The sequence below is a fragment of the Williamsia sp. 1138 genome (genome assembly GCF_002095435.2).
Lineage (GTDB): Bacteria > Actinomycetota > Actinomycetes > Mycobacteriales > Mycobacteriaceae > Williamsia.
Genome location: NZ_MJEJ02000037.1, coordinates 75,517 through 90,388, shown reverse-complemented (window position 1 = coordinate 90,388; position 14,872 = coordinate 75,517). Strand labels below are relative to the sequence as shown.

Annotated in this window: 12 protein-coding genes, 1 tRNA gene and 1 other RNA gene; 9 read left to right on the top strand and 5 right to left on the bottom strand. The window is 63.8% G+C overall.

The genetic code is table 11. The annotated features are described in order from the left end of the window. Positions 1–7 precede the first annotated feature (7 nt). Positions 8–1,270, top strand: coding sequence for a tRNA guanosine(34) transglycosylase Tgt (gene tgt / locus BH683_RS09500; protein WP_084836066.1), 1,263 nt, complete (start codon positions 8–10; stop codon positions 1,268–1,270). Position 1,271: 1 nt separating this feature from the next. Here the strand turns inward: tgt and BH683_RS09495 are convergent, their stop codons facing one another. After that, positions 1,272–1,952, bottom strand: coding sequence for an RDD family protein (locus BH683_RS09495; RefSeq protein ID WP_084835993.1), 681 nt, complete (start codon positions 1,950–1,952; stop codon positions 1,272–1,274). Between the two features lie 454 nt (positions 1,953–2,406). Here BH683_RS09495 and BH683_RS09490 point away from each other — a divergent pair, with 454 nt between their 5' ends. Continuing rightward, positions 2,407–3,387 (top strand): hypothetical protein, encoded by a 981-nt coding sequence (locus tag BH683_RS09490; protein WP_084835992.1) that lies wholly within the window; start codon positions 2,407–2,409, stop codon positions 3,385–3,387. Here BH683_RS09490 and gluQRS read toward each other — a convergent pair. Next, the gene (gluQRS, locus tag BH683_RS09485; RefSeq protein ID WP_246833284.1) at positions 3,353–4,303 is read right to left on the bottom strand and encodes a tRNA glutamyl-Q(34) synthetase GluQRS; all 951 of its coding nucleotides are present in this window, start codon (positions 4,301–4,303) and stop codon (positions 3,353–3,355) included. The two genes, BH683_RS09490 and gluQRS, sit on opposite strands and share 35 nt — an antisense overlap. Before the next feature lie 34 nt (positions 4,304–4,337). Between gluQRS and BH683_RS09480 the strand changes: the two genes are divergently transcribed. After that, positions 4,338–5,378 carry an ATP-dependent DNA ligase gene (locus BH683_RS09480; RefSeq protein ID WP_084836065.1) on the top strand — a complete coding sequence of 347 codons (1,041 nt, stop codon included), beginning with the start codon at positions 4,338–4,340 and terminating at the stop codon, positions 5,376–5,378. Then, positions 5,375–6,418: a DNA polymerase domain-containing protein gene (locus BH683_RS09475; RefSeq protein ID WP_084836064.1), complete on the top strand. Its 1,044-nt coding sequence runs from the start codon at positions 5,375–5,377 to the stop codon at positions 6,416–6,418. The genes BH683_RS09480 and BH683_RS09475 overlap by 4 nt, the downstream gene beginning before the upstream one ends. Before the next feature lie 559 nt (positions 6,419–6,977). Here BH683_RS09475 and BH683_RS09465 read toward each other — a convergent pair. Then, positions 6,978–7,823, bottom strand: coding sequence for an ImmA/IrrE family metallo-endopeptidase (locus BH683_RS09465; RefSeq protein ID WP_246833283.1), 846 nt, complete (start codon positions 7,821–7,823; stop codon positions 6,978–6,980). A gap of 458 nt (positions 7,824–8,281) precedes the next feature. Between BH683_RS09465 and BH683_RS09460 the strand changes: the two genes are divergently transcribed. Then, positions 8,282–10,003, top strand: coding sequence for a sodium:proton antiporter (locus tag BH683_RS09460; RefSeq protein WP_084835989.1), 1,722 nt, complete (start codon positions 8,282–8,284; stop codon positions 10,001–10,003). A 4-nt stretch (positions 10,004–10,007) separates the two neighbouring features. Here the strand turns inward: BH683_RS09460 and BH683_RS09455 are convergent, their stop codons facing one another. Both BH683_RS09455 and BH683_RS09450 read right to left on the bottom strand, forming a co-directional pair. Further along, positions 10,008–10,340, bottom strand: a complete 333-nt coding sequence (locus BH683_RS09455; protein ID WP_084835988.1) for an Lsr2 family protein — start codon at positions 10,338–10,340, stop codon at positions 10,008–10,010. A 224-nt stretch (positions 10,341–10,564) separates the two neighbouring features. Next, positions 10,565–10,653 (bottom strand) — tRNA-Ser (locus BH683_RS09450). 93 nt (positions 10,654–10,746) lie between these two features. Here BH683_RS09450 and ffs point away from each other — a divergent pair. The 4 genes from ffs to BH683_RS09430 all read left to right on the top strand — a co-directional run bounded on the left by ffs (position 10,747) and on the right by BH683_RS09430 (position 14,844). Continuing rightward, positions 10,747–10,841, top strand: an RNA gene (ffs, locus tag BH683_RS09445) — signal recognition particle sRNA small type. A gap of 85 nt (positions 10,842–10,926) precedes the next feature. Beyond that, positions 10,927–12,207, top strand: coding sequence for an aminotransferase class I/II-fold pyridoxal phosphate-dependent enzyme (locus BH683_RS09440; RefSeq protein ID WP_084835987.1), 1,281 nt, complete (start codon positions 10,927–10,929; stop codon positions 12,205–12,207). After that, positions 12,191–13,477, top strand: coding sequence for a glycosyltransferase 87 family protein (locus tag BH683_RS09435; protein WP_246833282.1), 1,287 nt, complete (start codon positions 12,191–12,193; stop codon positions 13,475–13,477). Before BH683_RS09440 ends, BH683_RS09435 begins: the two co-directional genes overlap by 17 nt. 32 nt (positions 13,478–13,509) lie before the next feature. Then, positions 13,510–14,844: a glycosyltransferase 87 family protein gene (locus BH683_RS09430; protein WP_246833281.1), complete on the top strand. Its 1,335-nt coding sequence runs from the start codon at positions 13,510–13,512 to the stop codon at positions 14,842–14,844. Positions 14,845–14,872: the final 28 nt, after the last annotated feature.

Here is a 14,872-nt window from a genome sequence, read left to right as displayed (position 1 = left end):
TGCATCGGTGAGTGATACCGATCAAGGTCCCGACCGTACTTTTACGGTCGGGACCTCATTGTCTGGCACCCTCGGCCGAACCGGGGTGATCAGCACTCCGCACGGGCAGATCAATACCCCTGCGTTCGTGCCGGTCGGAACCAAGGCGACCGTGAAAACGGTTGTACCCGAAGCCGTCAGTGAGCTGGGCGCGCAGGCAGTGCTCGCGAATGCGTATCACCTGTACCTGCAGCCGGGCCCCGACATCATCGACGAGGCCGGCGGTCTCGGACAGTTCATGAACTGGCCCGGCCCCACCTTCACCGACAGCGGCGGGTTCCAGGTGATGTCGCTCGGCGCGGGGTTCAAGAAGGTCATCGCCATGGATGTGACCGGCATGCAGAACGACGAGGTCATCGCCGAAGGCAAGGAGCGCCTCGCCAGGGTCGACGACGACGGCGTGACGTTCAAATCGCATCTGGACGGGTCGACCCACCGGTTCACCCCGGAGATCTCGATGCAGATCCAGCATCAGCTCGGCGCCGACATCATCTTCGGGTTCGACGAGTTGACCACGCTGATGAATACCCGTGACTACCAAGAGACCTCGCTCGAGCGCACCCGCTTGTGGGCGATTCGCTGTCTCGCCGAGCACAATCGCCTCACCGCGGCCCGTGCTCACCGGCCGGTGCAGTCGCTGTGGGGTGTGATCCAGGGGGCGCAGTACGAGGATCTGCGCCGCAAGGCGGCCCGCGACCTCGTGGTCATGAGCGACATCGACGTCGCCGAGGGCGGCAGGGGGTTCGGTGGCTACGGCATCGGGGGCGCGCTCGAAAAGCAGAACCTCGGGACGATCGTCCGGTGGGTCAATGAGGAATTGCCGGACGACAAGGCGAGGCATCTGCTGGGGATCAGTGAGCCCGACGACATCTTCACCGCGATCGAGAGCGGCATTGACACCTTCGATTGCGTCTCCCCGTCGCGGGTTGCGCGCAACGGGGCGATCTATTCACGAGATGGCCGCTACAACGTGACCAACAGCCGTTTCCGCCGAGACTTCAGTCCGCTGGACCCCGAGATGGACAATTACACAACGCAGTACACCCGCGCATACATCCATCATCTGTTCAAAGCCAAAGAAGGCCTGGCGGCAACCCTCTGCACCATTCACAACGAACATTTCATCGTGACGTTGGTGGAGCGGGCGCGCCAGGCCATCATCGATGGCACCTACTACGAGTACCGGGACGATTTTCTACGCAGGTACTACGCGGGCGCCAACAAGGCGTGAACTAGCCGGTCCGGACGACGGTGGTTCCGCCGGCGAACTTGTCGTGCCAGCCCTGATTTCTCGGGTCGCTGTTGATGGTGACGGCGATGGCGATGACCAGGCCGAGCCAGATCAGACCGAAGATGAATCCGAGGAAGATTATCGGCAGCGACGACAGGACCCCGAGCAGCATCCAGCTGTTGCGCTTGGCCGATTCGTCCGTCGTCGGTACCCCGCCCTGGGCGCCGACGACCTTGAGCTTGAGCAGTTTCTTGCCGACCGTGGTGCCCTGCTTCTGCGTCTCGAAGTACACGAAGTAGAGGAACCCGGCGAACGCGAGCACGATCGAGACGAGCAGGGCAAGGATCCACGGCGCCGTCCAGAACAGCACCAGGTTGATGACGTAGACCGGGATGCCGACCACGAGCGAGTCGATGACGCGGGCGCCGAAACGAACTCCGAGGCTGGCGGTCTCGCCGACACCGGCGACCGCGCCGGGCTGTCCGTACTGTCCGGCGTTCACAGGCGGGGCCGGTGGGGGGAAGCCACCCTGCTGCGGCGGTGGCGGGTAGCTGCCCTGGGGCGGCGGGGGATAAGAACCGGGAGGCGGACCCGCGGGGCCGCCCTTACCCAGATCCGGGCCTTGGGGAGGATTGCCGCCGGGATTGTTGGGGTCGGGGCCTGGGTACTGCGGTCCACTCATGTCGCCTGATCCTCTCGCGCGAAGATGTGCTCCGCGGTTCGCCTATGTGTGGTGTGAGTGTAAACCGGACAAACCTGCGATGCCGCTGGATTCAGGCCCGGGGGCGCCTCCGCGACGCGACCTTCGAGATCGCTGACGCATCGTCATCCTCGGCGTATGCGCTGGTGAGAGGGTTGGAAATCGCTCAAGGATTTGCCTATTCCACGGCGACGCGCCCTTATTCGCGTCATGAGCCGAACAATCGATGAAGTTCTCTTGTCTGAATGACTCACCACCGCTGAGGCCGAACGCGATTCACCGATCGCGAATCGACCGGTGTGAAAGTGACCGGCTCGAAGAGCTTTTCGCGCCTGCCACGCCGCCCCTGACCGGTATGGTTGTCGCGTGCTCCGGGGCGCATCTGTGGTCCGGGCCGCCCGCTGCACCGCCGGCGACAACGACACAGGGAGTTTCGATGACCAGCAATTATCCTCCGAATGACGACGAACCGAATCTGAACAAGCCGGATGGCTCGAATCCGCCTCCGCCCCCTCCAGGCAGTTATCCGCCGCAGGAGGGCAATTACCCGCCGCGGCAAGGCAGCTACCCGCCGCCACAGGGCAGCTACCCGCCGCCGGGCGGGTATCCGCCACCGCAGGGCAGCTACCCGCCGCCGCAGGGCGGGTATCCACCGCCGCCGGGGCAGGGTCCGGGTGGCTTCCCGCCGCCCCCACCGCCGTCCTACGGCGATCCGGGTCAGCCAGGTTTTGGTGGACAACCCGGGTACGGCGGTCAGCCCGCCACGGTGAGCGTCGGTGACGCACTCGGATACGGCTGGGCCCGCTTCAAGGCCAATGCCGGCGTCTGGATCGGCATGTGTCTCATCGCCGTCGTGGTGTCGGGCGTGATCAATGCGGCGTTCAGCTGGGACCGATACACCAATTCGGATGATCTGACCGTGGCCGCCAGCTTCTCGATCCTCAGCATCATCGGCTCGCTGGTCTCGGTCATCGTGTCGATCATCTTCCAGGCCGCGTTCACGCGCGGTGCGCTCAGTGAAACCGACGGTGTGAAACCCGGATTCGGTGATTTCTTCAGATTCAAGAGCTTGGCCCCAGTCTTTGCCGTGGCCATCCTGGTCGGTTTGATCAACGCGGTTGCGTTCATACTCTGCTTCCTCCCGGTCCTGATCACCGGTTACCTGCTCTGGTACTCGCTGACATTCGTGATCGATCGTGATCTGGATCCGATCGCCGCGATCAAGGCGAGCTTCAAGTTGACGACGGACAACGTGGGTCAGCTGCTCCCGCTGGCATTGGTGTGTGTCCTGTTGAACATCGGCGGTGCGATCCTGTGCCTCATCGGTCTGCTCGTCACCATCCCGGTGACCTTGCTGGCCGGTGTCTACGCGTATCGCGTGCTCACCGGTGGGCCGGTGGCTCCCGTCGCCGCTTGATCTTCTCCACCAGCTCGGCCGGTTCGACCCGCCACGGATGCTTCGGCAGCGTCCGCGGATCGAACCGGCCGAGCATCTTTTGTGCGGAGACCTGCTCGCCCGGCGCACCGAGCCCCAGCGATTCGGCGATCAGTGACAAGACCTGGTGCGCGTCCACGCCTTTCGCCGTCAATTCGTCGAGGGTCACGGCGCCGTCCCGTTTCGCCAGCCGTTTCCCGTCGGTGTTCACAACCAGCGGCACGTGGGCGTAGGTCACGGCCGGAAGTCCCAACAGGCTCGCCAGATAGCTCTGTCGAGGGGCCGAACTCAGAAGATCGTCGCCACGCACCACCTGGTCGACACCCTGGGCGTGGTCGTCGACGACGACGGCGAGGTTGTACGCGGCGATCCCGTCGCCCCGGCGGAGAACGAAATCGTCGACGACACCTGTGTACGCACCCTTGACCATGTCGGTGACCGTGAACTCGCCACGCTCGCAGCGCAGTCTGATCGCAGGGGGCCTGCCGGCGTCGATCTTCGCCTGGCGAGCGGAGGTGCTCAGGTCGCGGCAGGTCCCCGGGTATGCACCTGCTGCGGCGTGCGGCGCGGTCGGTGCTTCGAGTATCTCGCGTCGGGTGCAGAAGCACTCGTAGGTCAGGCCGCGCTCGCCGAGGTCGCTGATGACGGCGTCGTAGTGGGGCAGTCGCTGCGACTGCCGCATCACCGGCGGGTCCCAGTCGATCCCGAGCGTCGCGAGATCATCGAGCTGGCGTTGCTCCGATCCTGCGCGGACCCGGTCGAGATCTTCTACTCGCATCATGAAGGCACGATCGGTGGTGCGCGCAAACATCCAGGCCAGCAAGGCCGTCCGCAGGTTTCCGAGGTGCAGGTCTCCCGACGGTGACGGCGCGTAGCGTCCGGCGGGGCGTTTCTCCACGGCACCGAGCCTACAAGTGGAAGGATGGAACATCGTGGACCTACCAGTGAAGCCCCCGGTGACGCCGATGCTGGCAAAAGCTGCTGCCAGGATCCCGGATGAGACGGGCGCCGCGGTGTGGTCGCACGAACCCAAGTGGGACGGGTTCAGAGCGATCATCTTTCGTGATGGCGACGAGGTGGTCATCGGCTCCCGCGGTGGCAAGGACCTGGGCCGGTACTTCCCGGAATTGGTCGAGGCGGCGCGAGATGAGCTGCCGGACAAGGTCGTCGTCGACGGTGAGATCGGGGTGCAGGCGGTGTTCGACGGGGTCCGTCGACTGAGCTGGGACGCCCTCTCGGTCCGGATCCACCCGGCGAAGTCCCGGGTGACCATGCTCGCCGAACAGACGCCGGCGATGTTCATCGGGTTCGACGCACTGGCAGCTCGCGGCAAGGATCTGACACGGGAGCCGTTTTCGGCGCGCCGCGAAGCGCTGCTCGAATCCATTCCGGGTGCCGGCCGGTGCCGCGTGAGCCGGGTGACCACCGATGCCGACCTGGCCCAGAACTGGTTCTCCGAGTTCGAGGGAGCCGGGCTCGACGGGGTGGTGAGCAAGCGCCTCGACGGACTCTATGTGCCCGGCAAGCGGGAGATGATCAAGGTCAAGCACAAACGCAGCGCCGATTGCGTGGTGATCGGCTACCGCGTGCACAAGAGCGGCACCGGACTGGGGTCGATGCTGCTGGGTCTGTACGCCGACGGCGATCTACGCATGGTCGGTGGTGCGGGTGCGTTCTCCGACGCGAAGCGGATCGAACTGCAGAAGCTGCTCGAACCGATGCGACTGGACCCCGACAACGTCGCAGAAGGCGAGCCGAGCCGGTGGAAAGAGAAAGGGTCCTCGCAGTGGATCCCGATCAGGCCGGAACTCGTGGTCGAAGTCGGTTACGACCAGATGGAAGGGCCGCGCTTTCGGCACACCGTGCAGTTCGTGCGGTGGCGTCCGGACCGCGACCCCGAGAGTTGCGGCTACGAGCAGCTCGAGGTCCCCTTGACCTACGATCTCTTCGACGTGTTGGAGGGGCAGGACTGATGGCCAGATCACCCGCGGAGGAACTCGACGTCGACGGTACCGCCGTGCGGTTGTCCAACCCCGACAAGATCTACTTTCCACAGCTCGGCGAAAACGGTGGACGCAAAAGAGATCTGGTCGAGTACTACCGAACCGTTGCTCTCGATGGTGCATTACTGAACGCACTTCGGGACCGGCCGACTTTTCTGCAGCGGTTCCCCGACGGCATCGAGGGGGAGGAGATCTATCAGAAGCGGGTTGCGGCGAAACGTCCTGAGCACGTGCAGTCGACGTCGATCACCTTCCCGTCCGGACGCAAGGCCGACGCCATCCGCACCACCAGCGCCCCGGACATCGTCTGGGCAGCCAACCTGGGCACGGTCACGTTCCACCCGTGGCCGACCATCGCACCGGACAACGACCATCCGGACCAGTTGCGCATCGATCTCGATCCCCAACCGGGGACCGACTTCTCCGATGCCCGCCGAGTTGCACTCGAGGTGTTGCGGCCGCTGCTCGACGAACTCGGGCTGCACGGCTACCCCAAGACCTCAGGCGGCCGCGGACTGCACGTGTATGTGCCCATTGAACCGAGGTGGGATTTCATCGTGGCCCGGCGTGCGGTGATCGCGTTGGCCCGCGAGCTGGAACGTCGTGACAACTCGGCGATCACGACCTCGTGGTGGAAGGAAGAGCGCGGGGAGCGGATCTTCATCGACTTCAACCAGAACGCCCGCGATCGCACCATCGCCGCCGGCTATTCGGTACGGCGGACCCCAACCGCGACCGTCTCCACCCCGGTGAGCTGGGACGAGCTGGTCGACGTCGACCCGCTGGACTGCACCATCGCCACCGTTCCGGCCCTACTGGAGCGGCGCGGCGATCCGATGTCCGACATCGATTCGCGCCGCGGCAGTCTCGATTCCCTGATCGAACTCGTCGAACGGGACGAGCGCGACGGGCTGGGGGACATGCCCTACCCACCGAGCTACCCGAAGATGCCGGGAGAACCCAAGCGGGTGCAACCGTCCAAGGCGCGGCCGGAGGAACCTGGCGACTGAAGTCGTGAGAGTCTCGGCGGAGTAGATCGGCAGCAGTAATCGGGAGCCGCGGATGCTGGCCGGCCTGCACCATTTCTAGCATCAGCTCGAAGCCTTTTTCTGCGGACAGGCATCCTTCGATCACCGCCATGCCAACAACATCAACGGTCTCGAGGGTCGATATCCCACTGTGTCGGGCGTATCGCAGTGCTGATTTGTCATCCGATATCCAGTAGGAACTCTTGAACTTCGGAGAAGAACGGATCAGTACGCAGGTCTGCGCCTCGCCGAGGTGTTTCAGTGGTTGTTCGTCGGTCCCGTCGAAGACAGCTCGGCGAGTAATTGAAACGGCCTTTTGCAGCTCGGGGTCTACGATTTCGATTGGTTCAGCAAGCCAGCCGTCCTTCGAAATTGATTCCAACGCCGGAATGAAAGTGCTCGAATTGGCGACCTCGTCCGCTATGGCTTCTGTCCAGCGCCCACGCTGACGAAGGACGTCACGCAAGATGTCCAGCCGATCGACAATTCCGAAGTTGCACAGCACAGTGTTGTCGGGAAACCAGAAGACTTCTTCCACGGTTCAGGCGAACTCGTTGGTGGGTGCGTCGAGATCATTCTGGAGCTCATCGACATTCATGCCGAGGAGATTGGCGTACGGACGCAGGGTGGTGGCCCCATCGGTGTAAGCCCTGAAGGCGTCGCGGACCAGCGTCTGCGGAACACGGGTCCTGCGGCTGGCATCCAGCCACTCGGCGAATTCTGCGGTACGGTCAGCGATCCGTGCCGCTTCCGGCGCGGTGAGCCGGCCGAACGACGCGCATGCCTGCTCGTCTATCAAACTGAGGTTGTTCATCCGATAGGCGAGCGAGCTGGGAGATACTGACAGCGAGCAGGATAGGTCGGCGAAAGATTCTCGGGTGAGGCTGGTTGCCGCAGCTTCTTGGAGCACGTCCACCGGCATCAGAAAGGACGCGGAGAATGCGTTCGCGCGAATCTCGGAGTTCAGCTTCTTGTGCTCTTTGTCGTGAATGTCGACATCCACACTTGTTTGGTGTTGCGCGTCGTTTGCGAGCAGATGTCCGAGCTCGTGGGCCAAGGTAAAGCGCTGCCGCCCAGGAACGGATGACGTGCTGATCAAAATCAGGCGAGAGTTATGGCTCTGCCAAGCGATACCGTCGAACTTTCCATCCAGCTCAACAACTGCGACGTCGACCGAGAACACGTCTTCGACAACGCTCGCAAGGTCTCGGGTTCGGATATCCAGATCCCATTCACGGACCTGCGCAAGCGCCCATTCCGCCAGTTTTTGTCCCTGGTGGTACATGAGTCCGGAGAACCTCGGTACTTCGCCGTGCTTCGGGGTCAACGGGTAGCCGAGATACGCCAGATCCTCACGACGCTGTGCGTAGCGCTCGGCCTGCTTCATTGCTGAAGTCACGGAAATGGGTTCGTCAGATGCAGCGACCCGAGCGGCGATCGCCGCGGTGGGGCGTTCCACTCCCAGGAGGTCATCGACAGTCACTCCGCAGGAAGTCGCGATCTTGGCCAACTCGAGCGAGGTGAAGCGGCGACTGCCTGACAGAGACTTGGAGAGTTTGGTCGGTTCGAGGTCGATCCTTCTGCCGAGCTCCGATTGCGTGAGTCCACGGGCAGACATTGCTGCTCGTACCCGTTCGCCCAGACTGTCACCCATCTTGTTCACGGTATGCGCAGACTTGCGATTTTCGCAACCTGCGCGGACATTCTTCAGAACCGCCAGCAGCGCCAGGGCGACTCGGGGTGGTTGGGCCATGCTGATTGGACGCGCCGCGAGGTCGATCGGATCCGTCGGGGCCTTGAAGTGGACACCCAGCGAAAACCCACCCCAGCTGACACAATCCGGCCATGGAACTGCTCCTTCTGGTGCTGGTGGGCGCCGTTATCGTCACCGCCTTTGCAGATCGCCGTGGCATGCAGCCGGCCTTGATCATCCTGGTGGTCGGACTGCTCATCTCGTTCATTCCTGGCCTGCCCCGAGTCGAGCTGGAGTCGCACATCCTGCTCACTGTGGTGTTGCCTCCGCTGTTGTATTCGGCGGCGCTGAATTTCTCGTTCCCCAGCTTTCTGCGCAACATCAAACCGATTCTGGGTCTCGGCGTCGCGATGGTGGTGGTCACCGCCTTCACCGTGGGTTTGGTGGCGACGCTGTTCATCCCGGAGTTCACGTTCTTGCTGGCGTTGTTGCTCGGCGCGATCGTCGCGCCACCCGATGCCGTGACAGCGGTGGCGATCGGGCGCAAGTTGGGTCTGCCCAAGCGGGTCATGGCGATCCTCACCGGTGAGTCACTGGTGAACGACGCTGCCGCACTGTCACTGTTCGCGATTGCGGTGTCACAGATCGCAGGCACGCACTCGTTCATCGGTAACCCGTTGCTGCTCTTCGGCTACAACGCGGTGCTCGGGCCCATCGTGGGTGTGGTCATGGGATTCGGGACGCTCTGGATACGCAGGCACCTCAAGAATCCGGCACTGGAAACGGTTCTCGGGTTCGTGGTGCCGTTCGCGGCTTTCGTTGCCGCCGAGCACCTGCACGCTTCGGGCGTGCTGGCCGTCGTGATCGCAGGATTCGTGGTGGGGTCGGGATCGGTGCACGCCGGCTACCAGACCAGGTTGCAAGAGCGGTACGTGTGGAACTCGGTGGATGTCCTGCTCGAGGCGTTTGTGTTCGCCTACATCGGATTACAGCTGCGGTTCATCATCGACGACCTGCGGGAGGCGCGGGAATCGCTGGTGGGGGTCGCCGTCGCATCGGTGGTCGTCCTGTTCGTGGTTCTCGTGATCCGGCCGCTCTGCGTGTTCCTCATGTTCGGTCGTGGGTTGCTGAGTAGTCACATGTCGAGCACTGCGGCGGAAATGGAGATCTCTGCCGGTCCGCGGGCACCTCGTCCGCGAAAGAAAGCGGCCGACAAGCCCGACAGGCCTCCGCGCCGCGCCGGTCAGAGGATGAAGTCGTGGCGGGACAAGATCGACCGCAGAAAACTGACTTTTCAGGAAAGCCTGGTGGTTTCGTGGACCGGCATGCGTGGGGTGGTGACCTTGGCTGCCGCATCGGGCATACCGGCGACGCTTGAGTCCGGAGAACCGTTCCCGGAGCGATCGGCGATCCAGGCGATCGCGTTCGTGGTGGCTGTGGGGACGATCTTGATCCAGGGCACCACGCTGCCGTGGATGATCGCCAGACTCCATCTGCACTCGGAAGAAGAAGAACGGTACGTCCAGCGGGAGACGTCGAAAGCTGAGAGCATCGTGCACTTCGCGTCGGATGGCGTTATCGAGGACTTTGTCGCCGCGCCGCCGGACGGTCTCGACTCCTCCACCGTGGACTACATCCGCACCACGGTCGCGAGGCAGTCGCGCGACGCCGAACAGATGCCGGATCCCGAAGCGCACACAGAACGGGCCGAGACCTTCGCGACGCTGTATCGGCGTGTGCTGCAGGCACAACGAGACGCGCTCATCGACAGTCGGGACGCAGGCGACATCGACGATGAAGCCGTCCGCGCGATGCTCGAGCGGCTCGATCTCCAGGAGGCCGGCCTGTCGGCGCGCCTGGAGAGTCGACTTTGATCACTCAGTTCGCGGCGTCGAATGCTTCGATGATCTGGGCCGGGAGGCGTCCACGGGCATTGACCTCGTAACCGTTCGCGCGGGCCCACTCCCGGATCACGGACACATCCCGGGAGGGCTGGGCGGTGCGAGAGCTGTTGCGGCTCTGACGAACAGAGTCGGCGCGGCGGGATACTGCAACGTACTTCTCGAGCGACTCGTAGAACTCGTCGGCGTGCTCCGGAGACGTGTCGAACTCGTACTGCTTGTCGCCCAGTGCCCACCGGACCGTGACGAAGTCGTCGAGCACGCTCCCGTCGATGTCGTCGATGAATTGAACGATCTGTTTCCTTGCCATCGAGCCCCCACTATTCGCGCCGCATGTTGGACGTATTCGTCTCAGACGCCAGAACTATAGCAAAAGGCTCCGTAGGATCGCTTATTTCGGTGCGACGGTGAACTGCTTTTCCCGAAATCGGTAGATAGATGCGTTTTCGAAGCCTGCAGGTGGCGGTGATCCTCGCGGGAGGGAAAAGAAAAACCGGCGCACACTGCTCGTGTGCGCCGGTCCGGTCTTGCCTTTGGCGGAGGATAGGGGATTCGAACCCCTGAGGGCTATTAACCCAACCCGCGTTCCAGGCGAGCGCCATAGGCCACTAGGCGAATCCTCCGTCCGGCAGCCTACCGGTAATTCGGTGGCCTCCCAAAACGCGCTCGACCAGTTGGTGGGTTTTCGCCTGTGGATCGGGCCCGCTACACTCGACAACGGATCCCGCGCGGCGTGCATCCTGTGAACTCCCCCAGGGCCGGAAGGCAGCAAGGGTCAGCGGGCTCTGTCGGGTGCGCGGGGTCCCCTAACTTTGTTCGGAGCAATTGCGTCCTGCGGGTGCTCGCGCCCACAACTACAGTTCCGGGGCGAGCGATGTTCCGGGCGAAAGGCCGACGTGAACTTTCACTCGATGAGTGCCAGCCAGCTGACCGCCACCCAGGCGGACCTGCGCGAGCAGTACCAGAAGCTCATCGAAGCCGGTCTGAAGCTCGATCTCACCCGCGGCAAGCCGTCGCCGGAGCAGCTAGACCTGTCCGCGGACCTGTTGTCGATGCCCGGAGCCGATGTCTACCGCGATGCCAACGGGACCGATTGCCGCAACTACGGCGGCCTGACCGGTCTGCCCGAACTTCGCGAGATCTTCGGTGAGCTCCTCGGCATCCCCGCCGACAATCTGCTCGCCGGCGGCAACGCGAGCCTGGAGTACATGCACGACCTGGTGATCTTCGGGCTCCTGCACGGAACACCGGATTCGGCGGCTCACTGGGTGCACGGCCCGATCAAGTTCCTGTGCCCGTCGCCGGGCTATGACCGGCACTTCTCGATCGCCGAGTCGTACGGAATCGAGATGATCGCGGTCCCGATGAATCCGGACGGCCCCGACGTCGCGGTGTGCGCTGAACTCGTGGCTGCCGATCCCCAGATCAAGGGCATCTGGTGTGTCCCGACATACTCCAACCCGACCGGCGCCACCTACAGCGACGAGGTCGCCCGTGCGCTGGTGTCGCTGCCCGCGGCGGCCCCCGACTTCCGGATCTTCTGGGACAACGCCTACGCCGTCCACACCCTGCTCGAGGCGCCGCCCGAACCGATCGACATCCTCGGTCTCGCCGCCGAGGCCGGTCATCCCAACCGCGTCTACCTGTTCGCCTCGACCTCGAAGATCACCTTCGCAGGTGCCGGCGTCGCCTTCTTCGGGTCTTCGGCCGAGAACCTGGCCTGGTATCAGCGTCACGCCGGAGTGAAGACGATCGGTCCGGACAAGCTCAACCAGCTGCGGCATCTGCGCTTCTTCGGCGACGCCGACGGCGTCCGGGAGCACATGGCGAAGCACCGCGCACTGCTGCTGCCGAAGTTCGCGTTGGTCCTGGAGATCTTGTCCGACCGGCTGGGGGATGCGAAGGTCGCGTCCTGGACCGAACCCGAGGGCGGCTACTTCATCAGCCTCGACGTGGTGGACGGTACCGCTCGCCGCGTGATCGAACTCGCCAAAGAAGCGGGGATCTCGCTGACCGGTGCTGGTTCGGCATTTCCTTACAAGAGCGACCCCGACGACCGCAACATCCGCTTGGCGCCCACATTCCCCGGTATCGAAGAACTCCGTTCGGCGATGAACGGGGTGGCAACGTGTGTGTTGCTGGCTGCAGCGGACAAGTTGCTTGCAGAACAAATCTGACCCGACCCTGCCGCGTCCGGCGCTGATCGTCGCGGGAGCGGTGGTCCTCGGCCTGCTGGCCGTATACCTGCAACATCTCGCGGTGCCGCTGGACACCCCGTATTGGGGTCTGTTCGGCAACCAACTCGATCTCGAGGTGTACCGGCAAGGTGCCCAGGCGGTGTTGGACGGTGACCGGCTCTACGAGGCGAAGTTCGTCGGAGTCATGGACTACACCTACGCCCCGGCATCGGTGGTCGTGTTCATCCCGTTCGCTGTGATGACGGTCGAGATGGCGCGGGTGGTCTGGATGGCGGGCATCTTCATCGCGCTCTACTTCGTGATCGTCATGTGTTTCAAATACCTCGGTTACCGGATCGATTGGCCGATCCGCACGTTGTCGATCGCGTTGGTCCTGGTGAGCACGCTGATGGAACCGGTTCGCACCACCATGTGGTACGGCCAGATCAACGTCTTCCTGATGCTGCTCATCATGTGGGATCTGTTGCAGGGCAAACACAGTCGTATCCGCGGGCTGGGCGTCGGTATCGCCGCCGGGATCAAGCTGACGCCCTTGATCTTTGTGTTGTACCTGGTGATCAATCGGAACTGGCGGGCGGTGTGGCTGGCGTGCGCCGGATTCGCCGGAACCATCGCGCTGGGTTTCGCGATCCTGCCCCGCGATTCGTGGCAGTACTGGACAGGCACGTTCATCGACTCCAAGCGTGTCGGCGCGCCCAACACCGTCGGGAACCAGTCGATCCGCGGCGCATTGGCCAATCTCTGGCAGACCGAACACCCCAACGCGCTGGTCTGGATCACCTTGGCGGTGGCTGCACTGGCTCTCGGGATGGTGGCCGCCTCCATGGCCCATCGCCGGGGGCACGAACTGCTGGCGGTGACGATGGTCGGCATGACCGGCACCGTCGTGTCTCCGATGTCGTGGGGTCACCACTGGGTCTGGGTGGTCCCGCTGCTGGTCATCGGGGTGCACATGGTGCTGCAGTCGAGGCGGTGGGTGACGCTGGCGCTGTCCGGTTCGGCAGTGCTGGGCTTGTTGCTGGCGACGTTCGTCTGGCGGACCTATCGCGGGTTTCCGGTCACCCAGATCGACCGCATGGTCCCCGACGCGTATTACACGGGCCTGTTCCACAAGTTCGGGATCCCTTGGCTGCGCTGGTTCACCTACGACCCGTACAACTGGGTTTTCGTGGTCGCCGCAGTCGCGGCTGTCATCTGGTTGAAATCGCAGTCGCCGGTGGTGCGGCCTGTGGAGGTCGAAGCGCGCTAGCATCGCGGCAACGGGGTGTGAGGAGTTCAGGCGTGGTGGCAGACCAGGTGGGGACCGATGGTGGGCAGCCGGTGGATCGCGCGAGGTTCCCCAGCAGCCCCTTGGTGTTGGCGGCGTTCGTGGTCGGAGCGCTGATCGCGCTGTACGTGCAGGTGAGGTTCATTCCCCTCGACACCCGACATTTCGGACTCTTCAAGAACCAGGTCGATCTCGACGTCTATCGCGCGGGTGCCGAGCACATGGCCGACGGCAGGCCGCTCTACGACATCCCGATGCTCCGGAACGGGCTGCTGTACACCTACACGCCGTTCTCCACCATCGTGTTCCAGCCGACCACCTGGGTGAGCGCTGCCATGGCCGTGAAGCTGTGGAGCGCGGCCATCTTCGTGGCGCTCTACTGGGTGGTCGTCGCCTCGTTCCGGAGCCTCGGCTATCGCGCCGATTGGCGACTGCTGGTGGTGGCCGGCGCGATCGTCTGCATCTCGACGCTGATGGAGCCGGTGCGGACGACGATCTGGTACGGCCAGATCAACGTCTTTCTGATGGCGATCGTGCTCGCCGACCTGTTGCGCCCGGATGGCAGCCGCCTCAAGGGGATCGGGGTCGGGATCGCGGCGGGCATCAAACTGACTCCGGGTTTCTTCGTGATCTACCTCGCCATCACCCGGCGCTGGCGGGCCGTTGTCGTGGCGATCGCCACCTTCGTCGCAACGGTGGTGATCGGCGCTCTGGCGACCCCGCGGCAGTCGTGGAACTACTGGACCGATCGGGTGATCAACTCGGGCCGGGTCGGTCCGACCGACGCTCCCAGCAACCAGTCCATCAAAGGTGCGCTGGCCAGCGTGTTCCACACGACGACGCCGAACGATGCGTTGTGGCTGCTGCTGTCCGCGTTCGCCGTGGTACTGGGGCTGTCTGCCGCCTACCTGGCGTATCGGCACGGTCAGGAACTGCTCGCGTTGTGCCTGACAGGGATGACGACCACCGCGGTGTCGCCCTTCACCTGGGGGCATCACTGGGTGTGGTTCGTTCCGTTGCTGGTGATCGCGGTACATCTGCCCATCGCGGCGTGGGGCCGGGGCAGCAGGACGGCCGCCGGATGGTCGCTGCTCGCTGCACCGGCCCTGTTCGTCACCGTGTTCGTCTGGCGCAACTATCTTCCCGGTGGCGCGCTGGGTATGAAGCCGTTCTATGGCACCGGCATGTTCATGACCCCGTTCCCCGATTGGCTGCGCTGGTTCTCTGCGGCCCCGTATCTCTGGGTGTTCGGTGTGAGCGCCGTCGGCACGCTGATCGTGTGGGGACCGGGCGAATTTCGCGGCTGGCGTGCGCGCGCCGCAGACGAACGCGCGTCGGCTTCTGCCTGACGCCGCGGCCGTCACACCTCGCCGGTAG